The organism is Ruminococcus sp. 1001136sp1_2201st1_G3_2201SCRN_220225 (assembly GCF_040924365.1).
Classification (GTDB): Bacteria; Bacillota; Clostridia; order Lachnospirales; family Lachnospiraceae; genus Blautia_A; species Blautia_A faecis.
Genome location: NZ_JBCOME010000044.1, coordinates 18,764 through 37,226, shown reverse-complemented (window position 1 = coordinate 37,226; position 18,463 = coordinate 18,764). Strand labels below are relative to the sequence as shown.

General features: G+C 40.7%; 22 protein-coding genes. 18 read left to right on the top strand and 4 right to left on the bottom strand.

The window, feature by feature from the left end; genetic code table 11:
- Both AB5642_RS14015 and AB5642_RS14010 read right to left on the bottom strand, forming a co-directional pair.
- Positions 1–236, bottom strand: a 236-nt coding sequence (locus tag AB5642_RS14015) for a transposase (RefSeq protein WP_368371698.1), incomplete at its 3' end; no start/stop codon positions are given.
- A 103-nt stretch (positions 237–339) separates the two neighbouring features.
- A complete protein-coding gene (locus tag AB5642_RS14010) occupies positions 340–1,428 on the bottom strand; it encodes a histidinol-phosphate transaminase (protein WP_148463575.1) in 1,089 nt (362 codons plus the stop codon).
- Positions 1,429–1,671: 243 nt separating this feature from the next.
- On the opposite strand from AB5642_RS14010, the gene AB5642_RS14005 reads away from it, so the two are divergent.
- The 7 genes from AB5642_RS14005 to AB5642_RS13975 all read left to right on the top strand — a co-directional run bounded on the left by AB5642_RS14005 (position 1,672) and on the right by AB5642_RS13975 (position 6,639).
- On the top strand, positions 1,672–1,923 hold the full coding sequence (locus AB5642_RS14005) for a kinase (protein ID WP_118583122.1): 252 nt from the start codon (positions 1,672–1,674) through the stop codon (positions 1,921–1,923).
- A gap of 13 nt (positions 1,924–1,936) precedes the next feature.
- Positions 1,937–2,497, top strand: coding sequence for a GNAT family N-acetyltransferase (locus AB5642_RS14000; RefSeq protein WP_173716727.1), 561 nt, complete (start codon positions 1,937–1,939; stop codon positions 2,495–2,497).
- A 45-nt stretch (positions 2,498–2,542) separates the two neighbouring features.
- On the top strand, positions 2,543–3,301 hold the full coding sequence (locus AB5642_RS13995) for a TSUP family transporter (protein WP_118583172.1): 759 nt from the start codon (positions 2,543–2,545) through the stop codon (positions 3,299–3,301).
- A 167-nt stretch (positions 3,302–3,468) separates the two neighbouring features.
- On the top strand, positions 3,469–4,215 hold the full coding sequence (locus AB5642_RS13990; protein WP_005421611.1) for an SDR family NAD(P)-dependent oxidoreductase: 747 nt from the start codon (positions 3,469–3,471) through the stop codon (positions 4,213–4,215).
- Between the two features lie 92 nt (positions 4,216–4,307).
- Positions 4,308–4,613: a thioredoxin gene (gene trxA, locus AB5642_RS13985; RefSeq protein ID WP_005421612.1), complete on the top strand. Its 306-nt coding sequence runs from the start codon at positions 4,308–4,310 to the stop codon at positions 4,611–4,613.
- Positions 4,614–4,625: 12 nt separating this feature from the next.
- Entirely contained in the window at positions 4,626–4,946 is a 321-nt protein-coding gene (locus AB5642_RS13980; RefSeq protein ID WP_005421613.1) for a rhodanese-like domain-containing protein, read from the top strand.
- 1 nt (position 4,947) lies between these two features.
- The gene (locus AB5642_RS13975; RefSeq protein WP_226836682.1) at positions 4,948–6,639 is read left to right on the top strand and encodes an FAD-dependent oxidoreductase; all 1,692 of its coding nucleotides are present in this window, start codon (positions 4,948–4,950) and stop codon (positions 6,637–6,639) included.
- Between the two features lie 120 nt (positions 6,640–6,759).
- Here AB5642_RS13975 and AB5642_RS13970 read toward each other — a convergent pair whose 3' ends face one another.
- Positions 6,760–7,494: a Crp/Fnr family transcriptional regulator gene (locus AB5642_RS13970; protein ID WP_334285474.1), complete on the bottom strand. Its 735-nt coding sequence runs from the start codon at positions 7,492–7,494 to the stop codon at positions 6,760–6,762.
- A gap of 115 nt (positions 7,495–7,609) precedes the next feature.
- Between AB5642_RS13970 and AB5642_RS13965 the strand changes: the two genes are divergently transcribed.
- From AB5642_RS13965 to AB5642_RS13935, 7 genes are all read left to right on the top strand, one after another.
- A complete protein-coding gene (locus AB5642_RS13965) occupies positions 7,610–7,933 on the top strand; it encodes a co-chaperone YbbN (protein ID WP_005330449.1) in 324 nt (107 codons plus the stop codon).
- Positions 7,934–7,948: 15 nt separating this feature from the next.
- A complete protein-coding gene (gene trxB / locus AB5642_RS13960) occupies positions 7,949–8,872 on the top strand; it encodes a thioredoxin-disulfide reductase (RefSeq protein ID WP_026648815.1) in 924 nt (307 codons plus the stop codon).
- A gap of 117 nt (positions 8,873–8,989) precedes the next feature.
- Positions 8,990–9,280 (top strand): hypothetical protein, encoded by a 291-nt coding sequence (locus AB5642_RS13955; RefSeq protein ID WP_368370072.1) that lies wholly within the window; start codon positions 8,990–8,992, stop codon positions 9,278–9,280.
- A gap of 402 nt (positions 9,281–9,682) precedes the next feature.
- Positions 9,683–10,078 (top strand): methylglyoxal synthase, encoded by a 396-nt coding sequence (locus tag AB5642_RS13950; RefSeq protein WP_021926957.1) that lies wholly within the window; start codon positions 9,683–9,685, stop codon positions 10,076–10,078.
- On the top strand, positions 10,075–10,629 hold the full coding sequence (gene rsmD / locus AB5642_RS13945) for a 16S rRNA (guanine(966)-N(2))-methyltransferase RsmD (protein ID WP_148463401.1): 555 nt from the start codon (positions 10,075–10,077) through the stop codon (positions 10,627–10,629). Before AB5642_RS13950 ends, rsmD begins: the two co-directional genes overlap by 4 nt.
- Positions 10,630–10,638: 9 nt before the next feature.
- A complete protein-coding gene (gene coaD / locus AB5642_RS13940; protein WP_118583104.1) occupies positions 10,639–11,127 on the top strand; it encodes a pantetheine-phosphate adenylyltransferase in 489 nt (162 codons plus the stop codon).
- A gap of 17 nt (positions 11,128–11,144) precedes the next feature.
- On the top strand, positions 11,145–11,780 hold the full coding sequence (locus tag AB5642_RS13935; protein ID WP_118583101.1) for an ATPase: 636 nt from the start codon (positions 11,145–11,147) through the stop codon (positions 11,778–11,780).
- Positions 11,781–11,867: 87 nt separating this feature from the next.
- Here the strand turns inward: AB5642_RS13935 and AB5642_RS13930 are convergent, their stop codons facing one another.
- Positions 11,868–12,788 carry a nucleoside recognition domain-containing protein gene (locus AB5642_RS13930; RefSeq protein WP_173718990.1) on the bottom strand — a complete coding sequence of 307 codons (921 nt, stop codon included), beginning with the start codon at positions 12,786–12,788 and terminating at the stop codon, positions 11,868–11,870.
- Positions 12,789–12,959: 171 nt separating this feature from the next.
- Here AB5642_RS13930 and AB5642_RS13925 point away from each other — a divergent pair, with 171 nt between their 5' ends.
- From AB5642_RS13925 to AB5642_RS13910, 4 genes are all read left to right on the top strand, one after another.
- A complete protein-coding gene (locus AB5642_RS13925) occupies positions 12,960–14,411 on the top strand; it encodes an aminoacyl-histidine dipeptidase (RefSeq protein WP_173718991.1) in 1,452 nt (483 codons plus the stop codon).
- A 253-nt stretch (positions 14,412–14,664) separates the two neighbouring features.
- On the top strand, positions 14,665–15,498 hold the full coding sequence (locus tag AB5642_RS13920; RefSeq protein WP_237925893.1) for a M23 family metallopeptidase: 834 nt from the start codon (positions 14,665–14,667) through the stop codon (positions 15,496–15,498).
- Positions 15,499–15,615: 117 nt separating this feature from the next.
- Positions 15,616–16,458 carry a GTP pyrophosphokinase family protein gene (locus tag AB5642_RS13915; RefSeq protein WP_173718992.1) on the top strand — a complete coding sequence of 281 codons (843 nt, stop codon included), beginning with the start codon at positions 15,616–15,618 and terminating at the stop codon, positions 16,456–16,458.
- A gap of 91 nt (positions 16,459–16,549) precedes the next feature.
- Positions 16,550–18,460 (top strand): YgiQ family radical SAM protein, encoded by a 1,911-nt coding sequence (locus AB5642_RS13910; RefSeq protein WP_173718993.1) that lies wholly within the window; start codon positions 16,550–16,552, stop codon positions 18,458–18,460.
- Positions 18,461–18,463: the final 3 nt, after the last annotated feature.

Genomic DNA, 18,463 nt, shown 5'->3' with positions numbered 1-18,463 from the left:
TGACGCATGCTTTTTATCCCATAGAGATACTGAATGAATGGTATCTTTATCAGCATGACGGGATCCATACTGGGACGGCCGTTATCCGGACAGTATTTTTCTTCAACCAGATCATAAATAAAATTCCAATTGATTGCTTTATCAATCAATCGCAGCATATGGTTTTGAGGTACCATGTCATCCATGGAAAACATCATCATTTGTTCTCTGTTTTTATCTGCATTTTTCGTCATCATAAAAAACACCGCCCTTCTGATATTTATTATATCAGAAAAGCGGTTCCAACAATAGCAAAACCCTGCAAAAGCAGGGCTTTGTCTACAGTCTGAAGCAGCTGGATTACAGCTGCTTCAGTACGTTTAAGAGTTTTGTATTATCGTCGTGCATCATGATGCAGAAGCGGACAAATTCGCCGTCCAGGCACTGGAAGGAAGAACAGTCGCGGATCATCAGGCCTTTTTTGATGCAGGCCTCAAAGACATCGGCGGAAGTCAGACCGTCCCGGCGGATTTTTAATAAGATGAAATTGGCATAGGCAGGATAAACTTTAAAAGTAGGGATATTTTGAAGTTCCTGCTCCATGCGGTCACGCTCATCGAGGATCAGATCACGCGTTTCCTGAATGTAGTCGTGGTCACGAAGCATCAGCTCTCCGGCAAAGGCACCAAGACTGTTCAGTGACCATGGCGTCTGTTTTTCTCGCATTTTGGAAAGAAATTCCATATTTCCGGTAATTCCGTAACCGAGACGCATGCCCGGTGCAGCATAAAATTTAGAAACACCACGCAGTACCATAAGATTGGTAAATTCTCTGGTCAGAGGAATTGCAGTTATTTCTTCGACATCTGGTGCGAACTCTACGTAAGTTTCATCGATCATGACAAAAATATCTTTATCTGCACAGAATGCGATCAGTTTGCGGAGATCTTCCTGCATGATCGCAGAGGAAGTCGGATTATTCGGATTGCAGAGAATCAGGAAATCATAACCGTTTTCCAGAGTTTTGCATAGATCCTCTACATCGAGAGTGAAATTTCGTTCTTCTCGCAGATGATAATATTCCTGTGTGCTTCCGGAGAAAGAAAGTTCTCTGGAATATTCGGAATATGTCGGTCCGAGAATCAGGGTGTGTTTCGGCGCACGTTCCTGAATCAGAAGTGAGATCAGTTCACTGGAACCATTTCCCGGTAAAATAAATTCAGCAGGAATCCTGCAGTATTCTGAGATCGTATTTCTGAGAGATACATAATCTCTGTCCGGATAAGAAGAAAAAAGATCGACATTTTCTGCAATTTCTTTTTTTACAGAGGCGGAGAGGCCAAGAGGATTGACATTTGCCCCGAATTTAACGATATCTTCTTTATTTAAATGATAGTAGTCACATATTTTTTCTATGTCACTTCCATGAAAAACCATTTTTGTAGTCATAAGGTTACACTCCTCATTATTTCGCTATTTACTATAATAAATCATCGAAGCGTTTTTTACAATAGACAACCGCCGAAGATGTGTTATACTAGAAAAACAGGTGTTGCTGTGAACACAGGCAGTATTCCGCGAGGTGTTTTGGAATGGATTTTGACCAAGTTGCTGTGAACGGAGTGAACAGTAACAAACAGGTGTTGTTGTGAACAGCAATAACTAATAAATATGCAAGACGGGGGAATGAATATGAGATTGCAGACAGTACAGGATGCATTGAATCAAAAAAATATCAGGTTTGAATATACCGAAGAAGACGGATGCGGAAGTCTGGATTTTATGTTCCGCGGACTGAAATTCCATGTGTGGGAATATCACGATGGAGTCTGGGGTGCAGAGACAAATATCTATGAGGCAGGCAGAAGTGAGGATATTGAGGGCGATTATGAAGAAAAGATTGCCGGAGAAATTCTGTCATGGCCGGATATGATCAATAATTAAGCAGGAGAGAAAAATGAAACTTGTAAACATTGCCGATGAAGGCGCAAAATATAAATGGCAGCTTTATGATCTTTATGATAAAGCATTTCCGGAACAGGAGAAAAAGCCCCTGCAGGTAATGGAAAACCTGGTAGCAGATGGAAAGATGGAGATGCTTGCAATGGTTGACGAAGATGAATTCGTAGGACTGGCAATCAATCTGATCGATGCGGAGCAGGATAGGGCGCTTCTGGATTATTATGCAATTGTACCGGAGAAAAGAAATTACGGATATGGAAGCAGGGGACTGGAGGCATTACTTAAAAAGTTCAAAAATCATAAATATATTTTTGAAATAGAAACACAGGATGAAAAAGCAGAAAATGCTGAAGAACGCAAAAAAAGAAAGGCTTTTTATCTTCGGAACGGACTTCAGGAGACGGGATTGTTTGTAAATGTGTATGATACAGATTTTGAAATCCTTACACCGGACGGTGAGCTGACTTTCTGGGAATATGTAGATTTTCTGCGAGAAGTAATGTATGAAGAATACGTACAGATTCTTCGCCCGACATTGATTGCGATGAAAAAATAATAAAAATACAAAAGGAAATTGAGGACAGGGAACGTGGGAGAAAATGTGGTTTTAGTTTATCTGGTAGTATGTTTTTTTGTATTTCTGGCAGGATTTGTGGATTCGATTGCCGGAGGAGGCGGACTGATCTCACTTCCGGCATATATGATTGCGGGACTGCCGGTACATACTGCAATTGCAACAAATAAAATGAGCAGCTCCATGGGAACTTTCGTGGCATCTTTTCACTACATGAAAAAAGGCTTTATGAAATGGAAAATCTGTATTCCGGCAGTTTTTGGTGCAATTGCCGGATCCTGGATAGGATCTCATCTGGCTCTTCTGATTTCGGAGAAAGCTTTAAAGATCGCCATGCTGGTTGTGCTTCCGGTCATTTTGTTTTATGTACTGAGAAGCAAAGCACTGAAAGGAAAAGACGAAAATGCAACAGAAGTGATCAATGGAATGCTGATTTTTAAAAGTATTCTGATCGCAGCCGTAGTTGGTATTTATGATGGGATTTACGGACCGGGAACAGGAACATTTCTGATGCTTTTATTTACCGGTTTCTGTCATATGACATTAAACGATGCAGCAGGTGCCACAAAGGCAATCAATCTGACAACCAATATCACAGCACTTGTCGTATTTCTGATCAATGGCAAAGTGCTTTTGCCACTGGGAATTGCAGCAGGAGTTTGTAACATGGCAGGGAATTATCTTGGAAGTCATAGCTTTACTTCAAACGGTCACAAGATCGTAAAACCGGTTATGATTGTGGTGATCGTGATCTTCTTCATTAAAGTATTAACAGAACTGATTTGAAATACACAAAAGGGGACTTATTTCACATCCCCCTTTGTCTACAGTCTGAAACCCTGGTGCGTGTGAGCAACAGGGTTTTTTATTGCGATAGTTTGTGATGATATCACAGAAAATGATTTACCTTTTGCTTATAATGTAACTACAAACAAAGTAAGGAGGTAGTCTAAATGAGATTAAAAGATAAAGTTGCAATCATTACGGGTGGAAGCCGTGGTATAGGATTTGCTACAGCTGATAAATTCTTGAAGGAAGGTGCTTCAGTTGTGTTGGCAGCAAGTTCACAGGAATCGGCAGATGTTGCTGTAGATAAATTAAAAGAAAAATATCCCAATGCAATAGTTGCTGGAATTAGTCCAAATCTGGCAAGCATGGAGTCTGTCAGAAAGGCTTTTAAAGAGGCAACTGAAAAATATGGATGTGTCGACATACTGGTAAATAATGCAGGGATTTCAGAAAACACCTCATTTATGGATTATACAGAGGAGACTTTTGATAAAGTCATGGATCTAAATGTAAAAGGAGTATTTAATACTACTCGTGTAGCAGCAGAATGTATGGTGGCAAGAGGCAAGGGGGTCATTCTCTCAACTTCTTCCATGGTGAGTATTTCGGGACAGCCAAGTGGGTTTGCTTATCCGGCATCGAAGTTTGCAGTAAACGGATTGACTGTATCATTAGCAAGAGAACTAGGACCTAAAGGTATTCGTGTTAATGCTGTTGCACCTGGGATTACAGAAACTGATATGATGAAGGCCGTGCCAAAGGAAGTTATCGAACCTATGATTGAAAGAATTCCATTGCGTCGTCTTGGACAGCCAGAAGATATTGCCAATGCGTTTGTGTTTCTTGCTTCAGATGAGGCGAGTTACATTACAGGTGTTATATTAAGTGTAGATGGTATGGCAAGAAGTTAAGTTAATGAGGTATGGTGATGTAATCACGGAAAATAAATGAAATTAAGATTATAATAAATCTACAAAAAGAAAAAGATAAGGAGGACTGTAAAATGTCTGCTATTAATATCAATAAAAATAATTTTCAGAACGAAGTACTGAATTCCGATAAACCCGTTCTTTTAGATTTTTGGGCATCTTGGTGTGCGCCTTGCCGCATGGTAGTACCTATTGTAGAGGAGATTGCAAGTGAGCGTAGAGATATTAAAGTTGGAAAGATTAATGTAGATGAAGAGCCTGAACTGGCAAATAAGTTCAGTATTATGAGCATTCCGACTTTAGTGGTTATGAAGAATGGGAAGATTGTACAGCAGGTTTCAGGGGCGAGACCTAAGAATGCGATTTTAGAAATGCTTTAGGGAGGTGTGCTAATGGGATTTTTTGATCTCTTTAAACAGTCGAATATTAATCAAGGCATAGAAGAATATAAAAGGACTGATGATGCAGTTCTGCTGGATGTACGTACACCGCAGGAATATCAGGAAGGACATATACCAGAAAGTAAAAATGTGCCGTTGCAGCAACTTGACAATATTGCTTCTGTAGCGAAGAATAAGGATATCCCACTGTTTGTATACTGTTATTCCGGTTCACGAAGCCGCCAGGCAACTGGGATACTGCAACGAATGGGATATTCTAAAGTAAATAATATCGGTGGCATTGCAGCTTACTCAGGAAAGGTGGAAAAATAAGATGAAGGTAATAATTGTAGGAGGTGTAGCCGGAGGAGCTACAGCCGCAGCAAGAATACGCAGACTGAATGAACATGCTGAAATTACTGTGTTTGAAAGATCCGGATACATATCCTATGCAAATTGTGGACTTCCATATTATATTGGAGACGTGATCACAGACCCGGAAGAACTTACACTACAGACACCAGAGAGTTTTTTTAAACGCTTCCGTATTAACATGAAAATTCATCATGAAGTTATCTCCATACATCCGGAACGTAAAACGGTTTCAGTGAAAAATTTAGAGAATGGTGAGATATTTGAAGAAAAATATGATAAGCTGATCCTCTCTCCAGGTGCAAAGCCAACACAGCCGAGACTTCCCGGAGTAGGTATTGATAAACTTTTTACACTTCGTACTGTAGAAGACACTTTTCGGATAAAGGAATATATAAATAAGAATCATCCAAAATCGGCTGTATTGGCAGGTGGCGGTTTTATTGGTCTGGAACTGGCAGAAAATTTGAGGGAGCTTGGCATGGATGTTACGATTGTCCAGCGGCCTAAGCAGCTGATGAACCCTTTTGACCCGGATATGGCATCCATGATCCATAATGAAATGAGAAAGCATGGGATAAAACTGGTACTGGGCTATACAGTAGAAGGATTTAAAGAAAAAGACAACGGAGTGGAGGTCCTGTTGAAAGATAATCCATCCCTTCAGGCTGATATGGTAGTTCTGGCAATCGGAGTCACACCAGACACAGTATTAGCAAAAGAAGCCGGTCTGGAACTTGGCATCAAGGAAAGTATTATAGTGAATGACAGAATGGAAACCTCTGTACCGGATATTTATGCTGCAGGTGATGCAGTTCAGGTAAAACATTATGTTACGGGTAATGATGCGCTGATTTCTTTGGCAGGACCAGCCAATAAACAGGGCAGGATCATCGCTGATAATATTTGTGGCGGTGATAGTCGTTACCTTGGCAGTCAGGGAAGCTCCGTTATAAAAGTGTTTGATATGACAGCAGCCACTACAGGTATCAATGAAACCAATGCCAAAAAGTCAGGATTAGAGGTAGATACAGTAATTCTTTCTCCTATGAGTCATGCCGGTTACTATCCTGGTGGAAAAGTGATGACCATGAAAGTGGTTTTTGAAAAAGAGACCTATCGTTTGCTTGGTGCTCAGATTATTGGATATGAAGGAGTTGATAAACGTATTGATGTGCTGGCAACAGCAATCCATGCAGGGCTGAAGGCAACCCAGCTGAAGGATTTGGATCTCGCATATGCACCGCCTTATTCCTCTGCCAAGGATCCTGTAAATATGGCAGGATTCATGATAGACAATATAGCAAAAGGTACCTTAAAACAATGGCATCTGGAAGATATGGATAAGATTTCTAGAGATAAAAGTGTTGTGTTGCTGGATGTGAGAACTGTAGGTGAATTTAACAGGGGGCATATGAATGGATTCAAAAACATTCCTGTAGATGAACTAAGGGAACGTATCAATGAAATTGAGAAAGGAAAGCCTGTTTACCTGATATGCCAGAGTGGGCTGCGAAGTTATATTGCCAGTCGTATTCTGGAAGGAAATGGATATGAAACATACAACTTCTCCGGCGGATTCCGCTTCTATGATACAGTTGTCAATGACCGTGCGCTGATTGAAAAGGCATATGCATGTGGTATGGATTATTAAAAATAATCATAATATTTTTATAATTTTCTCGTAATATAAAAAGATCCCCCATTTATTAGAATGACTTTCATAATTCTGATAAATGGAGGATTCTTCTTTATATGTTACAGAAAAACAATTTTATGACCTTTGGAGTGTTTCCAGTCTTTTTGGATCAAGGATTGTGATTTTGCCGCGGGAGAGTTTGACGAGACCCTCGCCTTGAAAGTATCGAAGCATTCGAGTGATAACTTCCCTGTGGGAACCAAGATGATTAGCAATCGTCTCATGAGTGATTTTCAGCTCGTTTGTTCCTTCGATAGAGGTCTCTTCTAAAAGAAATGAAGCAACACGCTTATCCAAACTCTTCCACATGATTTGTTCAATCAGCCACATGACATCAGAAAAACGGGTGGCTATTAACTCATTGGTATAGTTTGCGACGGGAGCAGATTCCTTCATAATGCCCTTATAGATTTCAGCAGGGATGATCCAAAGATCAGTATCTTTTTCTGCTTCAATGGTTACTTCAAATTGAATGGAGCGTATGATACATGAGGCGGATAAAAGACACATATCCATATCGAACAGACGGTAAAGTGTAATCTCTCGTCCTTCATCTGAAAGTATGTAGGTTCGAAGCTGCCCGGATTTAACCAGTAATAATCCAGTGCAATCCAGGTTTCCATTGTGAATGATTGTCCCTTTTTTTACATACTGTGTGATTAAATTGTCTGAAATTATTTTTTTCTGTGTTGTATTTAAGTCATTCCATAGTGGAAAACAATTTTCGAAGTTCATAACCGTTATCTCCTTTACGAATATAGTATACTTGCTTTTTTTAGATGCGTCAATTATGTAACTGGCATATGCCACAAATAGAAATAAAAAGAAGTGTAATAAAGTAAATTATCTTTTCTGTGATATCATCACAGAAGCAAGATCTTTTATGCGATATATTAAGTTCAAACAGGAGAAGGAGTTGAAAAATATGACATCAATAAATATAAATAAAGAAAAGTTTGGACAATTAATTCATAAAGAAAAACCGGTTTTGGTTGATTTCTGGGCACCTTGGTGTGGTTATTGCCGTAGAATTGGAGCGGCTTATGAAAAAATAAGTGAAGAATACAGCGATATTCTTATTGCTGGAAAAGTAAATATTGATGAAGAACCACAGATTGCAGAAGCTGAAAAGATTGAGATAATTCCTACGCTGGTTTTATATCGAGATGGAAAGGCAATAGATTCTATTGTTGCACCTGAATCAAAAATAATGATAGAGAATTTTATTAATGAAGCATTGGAAAAATAAAAGGAGGACTGCTGTATGAATGAAAATCATGTTTACGATATGATTATCGTGGGGGGAGGACCTGGAGGGTATACTTCAGCATTATACGCAGCCAGAGCAGGATTTGATACAATTGTTTTAGAAAAATTATCTGCAGGTGGTCAGATGTCATTGACCTGGCAGATTGATAACTATCCTGGTTTTGAAAATGGAATTGACGGATTTTCATTGGCAGAGAAAATGCAAAAACAGGCGGAAAAATTTGGCGCTAAAAGTGAATATGCTGAAGTTTTTAATATGGATTTAACAGGAAAGCTTAAGAGAGTAGAAACTAGTTCGGGAATTTATATTGGGAAAACAGTAGTGATTGCTACTGGAGCAAATCCAAGAGAACTTGGTCTCGCTAAAGAAAAAGAATTGATAGGTCATGGGGTTGCTTATTGTGCCTCCTGTGATGGTATGTTTTATAAAGATAAGATCGTGGTGGTTGTTGGTGGTGGAAATTCTGCTGTATCAGATGCTGCTCTTTTAAGTCGAATTGCTAAGAAAGTCATCATTGTTCATCGTAGAGATACATTACGTGCAACGAAAATCTACCATGACCAGCTGATGAAAACTGAAAATATAGAGTTTCGATGGAATAATACAGTAAATGAACTGATTTATGGAGAACGATTGACTGGTGTGCGGTTGAAAGATACAGTTACAGGAGAAGAAAACATTATAGAATGTGACGGCCTGTTTGTGAGTATAGGAAGAAAACCGACAACAGATTTTTTAGATAATCAGATAGAACTGGATAATAAAGGATATATTGTGGCAGGTGAAAACACTGAAACGAGTATTCCGGGTGTTTATGCTGTAGGAGATGTCAGAACAAAGTTACTTCGTCAGATAGTAACAGCAGTGGCAGATGGTGCTATGGCAGTACATATGGCAGAAGAGTATATGGAGAAATAATAATCAGAATTTGAATAGTGAACTTTTTATACTGAAATATGTACGATTTCAATAATGACATGAACTTATGGGAACGTATTGCGGATACTTTGTGAACTTTATCCTGATACAATGATTATGCTGATGAAAGAAGACATTCAGAATGGAATTACACTAGAAATACTTATGACAAAAAAACATAAGAAAACACCGGAAGAAAAAGCAGCTGTTGCAAAACAAAAGAAACAACAGATGAGAGCAAAACTGAAAAAAGAAACAAGAGATAATCTGGCTAAAGAAGAGATCTTGCAAGATGACCGATTTTTCTTTATTGCCGGTTATACCTCCGGAGGTGCACCGTATGGTATCACCTTGGAGGAAATGGGTCTGAAACCTTGGGATGATTTGGAGGAAAATAAAATGGTGTAAACAAACAAAAATCAGCTGTGAAGATTATTGAAAACTATTGAAAACAATACGCTTCTCATATAAATATGCAAAAAAAAGTGGGTTGTTATATTTTTTTACATATAAAAAGAAATTGTGAAATTTTTATCTTTAAATGTGCGAAAATTATGAAAATTGTGCGTATTCATATACTTATACAGAAGAATTTTCATGTAATAAGGCTAAAAAATGAAGCGTAGCGGTAGAATACGGAGCTGATTTGCACAATAAAATATAAAAAAACCAAATAAATCAATACGTCATTTAAAAACAAATTCTTAACAAATAATGAATTTTGTATATATTCAAACGTTTTTGTTGCACTTCTTTTGTCAATTTGCTATAATTGGTACAATAAACAGAAAGAAATGGGAGAGGTGAACTATGAATTTAGGTATCATTGCACATAATAGTAAAAAAGTTCTCATTGAAGATTTCTGTATCGCTTATAAGAACATCCTGGCCAAGCATGAAGTATATGCTACCGGCACTACAGGAAGAAGAATTGAGGAAGCCACCGGTCTTCATGTCCATAAGTTTTTACCGGGCAGTATCGGAGGCGATAAGCAGTTCATGGAAATGGTAGAGCGGCAGGATCTGGATATGGTAATACTTTTCTATAATCCTGTTATGATAGATCCAAAGGAGCCAGACATCACAGCTATTGTAAAGCGCTGTGACCAGTATAATATTCCGGTGGCGACCAATATCGCTACTGCAGAACTTCTTATTCTTGGACTGGCCCGTGGTGATCTGGATTGGAGACTGAATCTGAAATGAGAGTCATCGCAGGAAAAGCAAGACGACTGAACCTTAAGACTGTGCCGGGTATGGACACACGCCCGACCACAGACCGCATCAAAGAAACTCTTTTTAATATTCTTCAGCCTGAACTTCTGGATTGTCACTTCCTTGATCTGTTCAGCGGAAGCGGTGCAATCGGCATTGAGGCATTAAGCCGCGGAGCAGCTCGGGCTGTTTTTGTTGAAAAAAATCCCAAGGCATGCACATGCATAAGAGAAAATCTGACATTTACAAAACTTGCAGATAGTGGTACACTGCTGAATATGGACGTGATGCAGGCCCTTCGTTCCTTAGAAGGAAAGGGCGTTTTTGACTGCATATTTATGGATCCCCCATATAACCATGAGCTGGAGCGTCAGGTTCTGGAATACCTTCAGGACAGCAGTATTCTGGATGAGAATACACTGATCATCGTGGAAGCTGACCTTGCTACAGATTTCGGTTATGTGGAAGATCTTGGCTACAGACAGCTGCGTTCCAAAGAATACAAAACTAACAAGCATATCTTTTTATGCCGGGGAAAGTGAGAAAAATACATGGTAATAGCTGTTTATCCAGGAAGTTTTGATCCGGCCACTTATGGTCATCTGGACATAATCAAGCGTGCAAGCGTATCTTTCGACAAAGTAATCGTAGGAGTTTTGCATAATTCTGCAAAAAGTCCGTTGTTTTCTGTTGAAGAACGTGTTAATATACTAGAAAAGGCAACAAAAGACATGGAGAATGTAGAAATCAAGGCATTCAAGGGTCTTTCTGTGAACTTTGCCAGAGAGAATCATGCACAGGTGATCGTGCGCGGGCTTCGTGCAGTTACAGATTTTGAATTTGAACTGCAGATGGCACAGACAAACCGGGTGCTTGCTCCGGATATTGACACCGTGTTTCTGACGACAAGCCTGGAATATGCATATCTTAGCTCTACTATTATGAAAGAAGTAGCAGGCTATGATGGCGACCTGAGCAAATTTGCTCCGCCGGAAATTACCGAAGCTGTTAAGAAAAAGATGCACGATTTGAAGAAATAGAATAAGGAGAGTTTACTATGAGCAGCAGAATTGAACAGATCATTGAAGAAATCGAAGAATATGTAGACAGTTGTAAATATCAGCCACTTTCTACAACTAAGATTGTAGTGAATAAAGAAGAAATCGAAGAGCTTCTTCGTGAACTTCGTCTTAAGACTCCGGACGAGATCAAACGTTATCAGAAGATCATCAGCAATAAGGATGCCATCCTTGAGGATGCACAGACCAAGGCAGATGCACTGATCGCAGATGCACAGAATAAAGCTCAGGAGCTTGTTACCCAGCATGAGATCATGCAGAAAGCATATGCGCAGGCAAACGAGACTATCAATGCAGCGAATCGTCAGGCTCAGGAGATTCTGGATTCCGCTACACAGGATGCTAACAGCATTCGTCTCAGCGCGATCACATACACAGATGACATGATGGCAAACATCGGTTCCGTACTTACCCAGACTCTTGAGGATGCTGGCGGCAAATATAAAGGATTCATCGATGCTCTTCAGGCATGCATGGATGTTGTAAACCATAATCGTCAGGAGCTTGCGCCACAGACTGCTCAGGCAGCTGCAATGTCCGGCTCTTATCAGCCGGCTGATACAGAGGCTTCCAAGGAAGATGAAGCTCTTCTGGACGAGATTGGCGATAACTAATTTTGCTGCGCGAAATATAGCAGACTTTATCTGATTGTGATTCACTAAAACTATTCTATAAATGTTTTATGTGAGCAGGGATCATGTTTATAAGAATATAAGTATGAGAGCAGCAGTAACTGCTGCATTCATACATTTGGCAGAAGCGTACGGATGAAGGGAGAGTTCCTTTCCAAGTACGCTTTTTGTTTGCGCCATAATACAGAATCCTCCGAATGCACTCATACACAGTGCAAGAAGTACACGAAGGGAATAAGAAAACCCGGACAGCAGGAGCCCATGGAGACCAGTGGTAACTTCTATCAGTCCGAGAAGAATATATTTTCCCTGTGCCGGAAGATACCAGAAATGACTTATGGCTGCGGACAGAATAGAAAACATAAGAATATAACCCCCCAGTTTTGCCATAGTTTCAAAACTATTCATAATGACAAAATCCAGGAGCCCGGCAGAAGTATATTCCTGCTCAGATGTTTTTGGCGTACAAAAGGAAAGCAGTGAGTTTTTTCTATAGAATGTAAAGCGAAAAAAACACATGCAGATCATGTCTGATAGAAACAGAATCCCCACAAGAAAACCAATATGTAATTTTCCCTCAAGACAGATATGTCCCACATAAGTAATAAGAAAGGCCGGACTTGGATTATTGCAGAAAGTTAACAAATATTCAGCCTCCTGCCGGCTGATTTTTCCAGCATAATACAAATCTGCGGTTAATTTTGCCCCCATAGGGTAACCGGTGAGAAGTCCCAGAAGAAATACATAGGCTCCTCCCGGAGAAAGCCCAAAAACGACCTTGAAAAAAGGAGCAGTTGGTTGTAAAATTTTTGTAATCCAATCTGTGTGCACCAGAATTCCTGTAAGGATCATAAACGGAAGAAGGGTAGGCAGTAAGGTCTCCAACCACAGTTTCAGTCCGTTTCTTGCCGCAGCAAGAGCTTCGGCCGGGTAACACAGAAGGAAGAGTAAAAGCAGGATAACAGAAAGCAGGATTATTTTTTTCTTCATTTTGACCTCGTTATTAAAATAAAAGCCCAACATGTGAAGTTATAGTCAGATTGTGTTCAGCAGCCTGAAGTATGTTTAAAAAATCATTATATAAAATTTATATTCTGTTTCTGTCTCAAAATGCCGAAAAGATAAATACAAACCATATATAAAATTTTGGAGGTAACCCATATGGCAATTTTAGAAAACTTCGAACCCAAAAATGTGTTTCACTATTTTGAGGAAATCTGTGGTATTCCACATGGTTCAGGAAATACAAAACAAATCAGTGATTATCTGGTGAATTTTGCAAAGGAGCATGATTTGAAATATGTTCAGGATGACATGAATAATGTTGTGATTTATAAACCTGCAACACCTGGCTACGAAAACGCGCCCACAGTCATCCTTCAGGGACATATGGATATGGTTTGTGCGAAATGCCCGGAAATCGAACATGATTTTATAAAGGATGGACTAAAGCTGGTTGTGAAAGATGGCTTTTTATCAGCCGAGGGCACTACTCTTGGCGGCGATGATGGAATTGCAGTGGCTTATGGCCTTGCGCTTTTAGACAGCACAGATTTGCCGCATCCGGCTTTGGAGGTTGTTTTCACCGTCGATGAAGAGACGGGGCTTCTGGGCGCTGACGGATTCGACTGCAGCCTTTTGAAGGGAAGAAGAATGATCAATCTGGATTCTGAAAAAGAGGGCTGTCTGTGGGTAAGCTGCGCTGGTGGTGTTGCTGGAAATTCTTATCTGCCAGTCCGGCGTGTGGACGCTTCCGGCAGAAAAGTTAACGTAAAAGTCTGTGGACTTGTGGGAGGCCATTCCGGAGCTGAAATACACAAAAACCGCGCAAGTGCCAATATTCTTATGGGACAGTTTCTTTATGAACTTTCCCATGTCTGTGGCTATGCATTAAAAGAATTAGAAGGTGGTCAGCAGGACAACGTTATTACAAAAGAATGCGAAGCGGTTCTTCTTGTGCTTCCGGAAGAAATTTCTCAGATCACTTCCCTTGCAAAGAAAATGCAGAAGGATTTCCGGGCAGAATACACTGGTACAGATGATACTATTACAATTCAGATAACAGAAGAAGGGGATATGGATGCACAGGTTCTTCATCCCACCAGCCAGGAAAAAGTGCTTTTTTATCTGATGAACATGCCATTTGGTGTTAAGAAAATGAGTGGTACCATAGAAAATCTGGTGGAAACCTCCTGCAATCCCGGAATTCTGAAGCTGTATGGGGACGAGTTGTTTGTACAGACCAGTATCCGAAGCTCTGTAGGAACTGCCAAAGAGGCTCTTTCCCATAAAATCCAATATCTGACAGAATTTCTGGGAGGCGAATATGAGACTGAGGGGGCTTATCCTGCATGGGAGTATCGTAAAGCTTCTCCTCTTCGTGACAAGATGGTAGAAATTTATAAAAACATGTACGGTAAAGACCTGGAGGTAGTTGCCATTCATGCCGGTCTGGAATGTGGTATTTTTTATGAGCGAATGGAAAACCTTGACTGTACCTCTCTTGGACCGGATATTCTGGACATCCACACCAGCAAAGAACGCTTGGATATGGCATCTGTGAAACGGCTTTGGGAATATCTGACAGAGGTATTGAAAAATTTGAAAGACTGATAATTACATGTATATTTAAAAGCCTGTTTTTCATAAAGCTTTTGGCATACCCCCATTAAATAGTAACTGTGGTTGCCATAGCCTTTGATCATTCGAATCAGCTGTATTTGGAAAAATATTTTCCATACAGCTGATTTTTTGTTCTAATTTTTCTGATTTTCCATATATTATCTGAGGGTGAAAAAATCGTTACTATTTACTGGTAACAAAAAAATCATCCACCTTTTCCCATATATTAAAGAGAGGAAATGCCATGAAAAGAAAGACCGGGAAACACTTACTCCTTCTTCTTTTTCTTTTGCCGCTGCTTATCTTGCTTCAGAATTTTATTCAGCAAAGAAGCCAGGCCTCCCTGTTAAAACCGGACACCTGTTTTACAGAAAGCTTCCGGGAACAGGCTTTGTCGTCTGCGCTATATGCAGAGTTAGAAGAAAGAGTACATTCGGATGGAGAATTTGCCGATCTTCTTACAACAACTATGCTGAATGGAAAATTTTTTCCAAAATATCTTTCCGGGAACAGGGAAGCATATCTCCGCTTCAAGCCCAAAGCCTATTATGACCTGAGAAGCTGTTATCTGGCTGTCTGGAAAGACCTGGAAAGTTTTCCCATTCCAATCAGAAACGATAGAGAAATATGGCAAGAGATTTTTTATGAAAACACCTTTGGCGCTGCCCGAAGCTATGGTGGAAGCCGGACGCACGAAGGCTGCGATCTCTTTGGCAGGGTTTCTCAATCCGGATTTTATCCTGTGATTTCCATGACTGATGGCAAAATAGAAAAAATCGGATGGCTTCCTCTTGGCGGATACCGGATCGGAATCCGTTCTCCTCATGGAGGGTATTTTTATTATGCCCATCTTGCATCCTATGAAAAATATTTTCAGACAGGTGAAGCAGTGGAAGCGGGGCAGATCCTTGGATTCATGGGAGATACCGGATACGGAGAAGAAGGAATGTCCGGAAAATTTCCGGTTCATCTTCATCTGGGAATCTACATAAATCCACAGGGAAAAGAGGAACTGAGTGTAAACCCTTACTATGTCTTACAGGCAATGGAGAAAAAAGTAAAAAAATACACTTATTGATAACAATTTTTTTGAAATATATGCTATAATGATTAAACATATGGGCAGACACACTTAAATTTAACTGCAGAATATTTTTCATAATACAATGCCCATATTCTGTAAGGAGCGATTTATATGGAAATACAGTTATGGAGAAGCATTTTATGCCCCTACGAACTGGCAGTCAGGGAACTGATTGTCAAATTTGAACACATTATCAGCGAACATCGAAAAAATGATCTGTATTCCCCTATTGAGCAGGTAAGCGGACGAGTGAAAAGTGTATCCAGCATTCTGGAGAAAATGCAGCGCAAGCATATTCCTATGGAACGCATGGAGGAAGAAGTAGAAGACATTGCCGGAATCCGTATTATCTGTCAGTTTGAGGAAGATATTGAGACAGTAGCATCCCTGATCCAAAACCGGTCAGATATGACCATTAAGAGTGAGAAGAATTATCTGAAGCATGTGAAACAGAGTGGTTACAGAAGTCTCCATCTGATCATTTATTATACAGTAGAAACATTAAATGGTCCCCGGAAGCTGCAGGCGGAAATTCAGATCCGCACCATGGCTATGGACTTCTGGGCAACGATCGAACATTCCCTTCAGTACAAATATAAAGGGGACATGCCGCCGCATGTGGCAGAGCGTCTGACGAATGCCGCGGATGCTATTATTTTGCTGGATCAGGAAATGTCTTCTGTGCGCGATGAAATCATGGATGCCCAGAATTCTTCCCAGATGCAGTCCAATCTTGTAAAAGATATTCTCAATAATATAGAAAATCTTTACCGCGTATCCAGCGAACGGGAGATTACCAAAATTCAGACAGAATTTCTTCGTGTTTTCCATACCAAAGATTTGAAACAGCTGGAGCGTTTTCACAGACAGCTTGATATTATCGCGGAAGGTTACCGCGCCCAGGCTGTTTACCATAATATCGGACATCAGCCAGGCAAGAGCTGTATTTCATAAATCTGTCCGAAAATACGTTACTGTTCATTTTGTTCACATCATTCTTGGAACACGCCTTACAGAATGAGCAGTGCATAGGAGAAAAATATAGATGTCACAATTTTTACCAGTTACAAAAAAAGACATGGAGGACAGAGGCTGGGATCAGGTAGATTTTGTCTACGTGACAGGAGATGCTTACGTAGATCATTCCTCTTTTGGAACTGCTATTATCAGCCGCCTTCTGGAGAGCCGGGGCTATAAAGTGGGAATTATCCCTCAGCCCGACTGGCGCAGGAAGGAGAGTATTGCCATATTTGGAGAGCCTCGCCTTGGCTTCCTTGTAAGTGCCGGCAATATGGATTCCATGGTTAATCACTATACCGTTGCAAAAAAGCACCGCCAGAAGGATTCTTATTCTCCTGGCGGTAAAATGGGTTTGCGGCCGGACCGTGCTGTTATTGTATACAGTAATCTGATTCGTCAGACTTTTAAGAAAACTCCTGTAATCCTTGGTGGAATCGAGGCAAGCCTCAGACGTATGGCACATTACGATTACTGGGAAAATAAGGTGAAGCACAGTATCCTCATAGATTCCGGCGCAGACCTGATTTCCTACGGAATGGGAGAGCATTCTATTATTGAGATTGCAGAGGCTCTTGACAGCGGAATCCCTGTCAGCGAAATTACCTACGTGGCAGGAACCGTCTATAAATGCAGGGATCTGTCCCGCACTTACGAGCCGATCATACTTCCTTCTTTTGATGAAGTACAGGCGGATAAGCTGGCTTATGCCAGAAGCTTTGCCATCCAGTATCAGAATACAGATCCTTTTACAGCAGGAACCATGGCCGAATCCTACGGAACAAAGGGCTATGTAATCCAGAATCCACCTGCATTACCTCTTACACAGGAGGAGATGGACGATGTATATGATCTTCCTTATGTGGGAAATTATCATCCCATGTATGAGAAAGACGGCGGAATTCCTGCATTAGAGGAAATTAAATTCAGCCTTACCAGCAACAGGGGTTGTTTCGGAAGCTGCAGCTTCTGTGCATTAACTTTTCATCAGGGAAGAATCCTGCAGACCAGAAGTCATGAATCAATTCTGAAAGAAGCGGTCCACATGACCGAGGAGAAAGATTTCAAGGGATATATCCACGATGTAGGCGGACCTACAGCAGACTTTCGCCAGCCTTCCTGCCAGAAACAGCTGACCCGGGGCGTTTGCAAGAACCGTCATTGTCTGTTTCCTGAACCATGTAAGAATCTGACCGCGGATCACAAAGATTACGTTTCTCTTCTTCGTAAGCTCCGGGATCTTCCAAAAGTAAAAAAAGTATTTGTCCGTTCCGGTGTGCGTTTCGATTATGTGTTGGCAGACCCGGACAAGACTTTTCTTAATGAACTTGCCAAATATCATGTAAGCGGACAGCTTCGTGTAGCTCCTGAGCATGTTTCCAATCAGGTACTGAAATATATGGGCAAGCCGTCCCACGAAGTGTATGAGAAATTTTTGAAGGAATTTGACAAGGCAAATAAGAAGGCTGGCTTACAGCAGTTTGCCGTTCCATATTTTATGTCCTCCCATCCGGGATGTACCATGAAAGAGGCGGTGAAACTGGCAGAATATGTCCGTGATCTTGGCTTTACTCCGGAGCAGGTGCAGGACTTTTACCCAACACCTTCTACACTGTCTACCTGTATGTATTACACGGGAATCCATCCTCTTACAGGCGAAAAGGTTTATGTGCCGAAGAGCGCCCATGAAAAATCCATTCAACGTGCGCTTATGCAATATAAGAATCCGGTCAACAGAGAACTGGTTCTCGAAGGATTGAAAATTGCAGGGCGTATGGATCTGGTTGGGTATGGGGAAAAATGTCTGATCCGGCCTGTCAGAAAAGAGCATGGCGACAACAAATATACAGAGAATGCCGGGCGTAACAGAGGATCAAAGCATGGTCCGGCACCAAAGAAAACCATCCGCAATCATCACACAAGAAAAAAGCAGAAATAGGAG

Coding starts and splice junctions, on each gene's coding strand:
- AB5642_RS14010 (WP_148463575.1), bottom strand. CDS start 1,428: ATGACTACAAAAATGGTTTTTCATGGAAGTGACATAGAAAAAATATGT.
- AB5642_RS14005 (WP_118583122.1), top strand. CDS start 1,672: ATGAGATTGCAGACAGTACAGGATGCATTGAATCAAAAAAATATCAGG.
- AB5642_RS14000 (WP_173716727.1), top strand. CDS start 1,937: ATGAAACTTGTAAACATTGCCGATGAAGGCGCAAAATATAAATGGCAG.
- AB5642_RS13990 (WP_005421611.1), top strand. CDS start 3,469: ATGAGATTAAAAGATAAAGTTGCAATCATTACGGGTGGAAGCCGTGGT.
- trxA (WP_005421612.1), top strand. CDS start 4,308: ATGTCTGCTATTAATATCAATAAAAATAATTTTCAGAACGAAGTACTG.
- AB5642_RS13980 (WP_005421613.1), top strand. CDS start 4,626: ATGGGATTTTTTGATCTCTTTAAACAGTCGAATATTAATCAAGGCATA.
- AB5642_RS13975 (WP_226836682.1), top strand. CDS start 4,948: ATGAAGGTAATAATTGTAGGAGGTGTAGCCGGAGGAGCTACAGCCGCA.
- AB5642_RS13965 (WP_005330449.1), top strand. CDS start 7,610: ATGACATCAATAAATATAAATAAAGAAAAGTTTGGACAATTAATTCAT.
- trxB (WP_026648815.1), top strand. CDS start 7,949: ATGAATGAAAATCATGTTTACGATATGATTATCGTGGGGGGAGGACCT.
- AB5642_RS13955 (WP_368370072.1), top strand. CDS start 8,990: ATGCTGATGAAAGAAGACATTCAGAATGGAATTACACTAGAAATACTT.
- AB5642_RS13950 (WP_021926957.1), top strand. CDS start 9,683: ATGAATTTAGGTATCATTGCACATAATAGTAAAAAAGTTCTCATTGAA.
- rsmD (WP_148463401.1), top strand. CDS start 10,075: ATGAGAGTCATCGCAGGAAAAGCAAGACGACTGAACCTTAAGACTGTG.
- coaD (WP_118583104.1), top strand. CDS start 10,639: ATGGTAATAGCTGTTTATCCAGGAAGTTTTGATCCGGCCACTTATGGT.
- AB5642_RS13935 (WP_118583101.1), top strand. CDS start 11,145: ATGAGCAGCAGAATTGAACAGATCATTGAAGAAATCGAAGAATATGTA.
- AB5642_RS13930 (WP_173718990.1), bottom strand. CDS start 12,788: ATGAAGAAAAAAATAATCCTGCTTTCTGTTATCCTGCTTTTACTCTTC.
- AB5642_RS13925 (WP_173718991.1), top strand. CDS start 12,960: ATGGCAATTTTAGAAAACTTCGAACCCAAAAATGTGTTTCACTATTTT.
- AB5642_RS13920 (WP_237925893.1), top strand. CDS start 14,665: ATGAAAAGAAAGACCGGGAAACACTTACTCCTTCTTCTTTTTCTTTTG.
- AB5642_RS13915 (WP_173718992.1), top strand. CDS start 15,616: ATGGAAATACAGTTATGGAGAAGCATTTTATGCCCCTACGAACTGGCA.
- AB5642_RS13910 (WP_173718993.1), top strand. CDS start 16,550: ATGTCACAATTTTTACCAGTTACAAAAAAAGACATGGAGGACAGAGGC.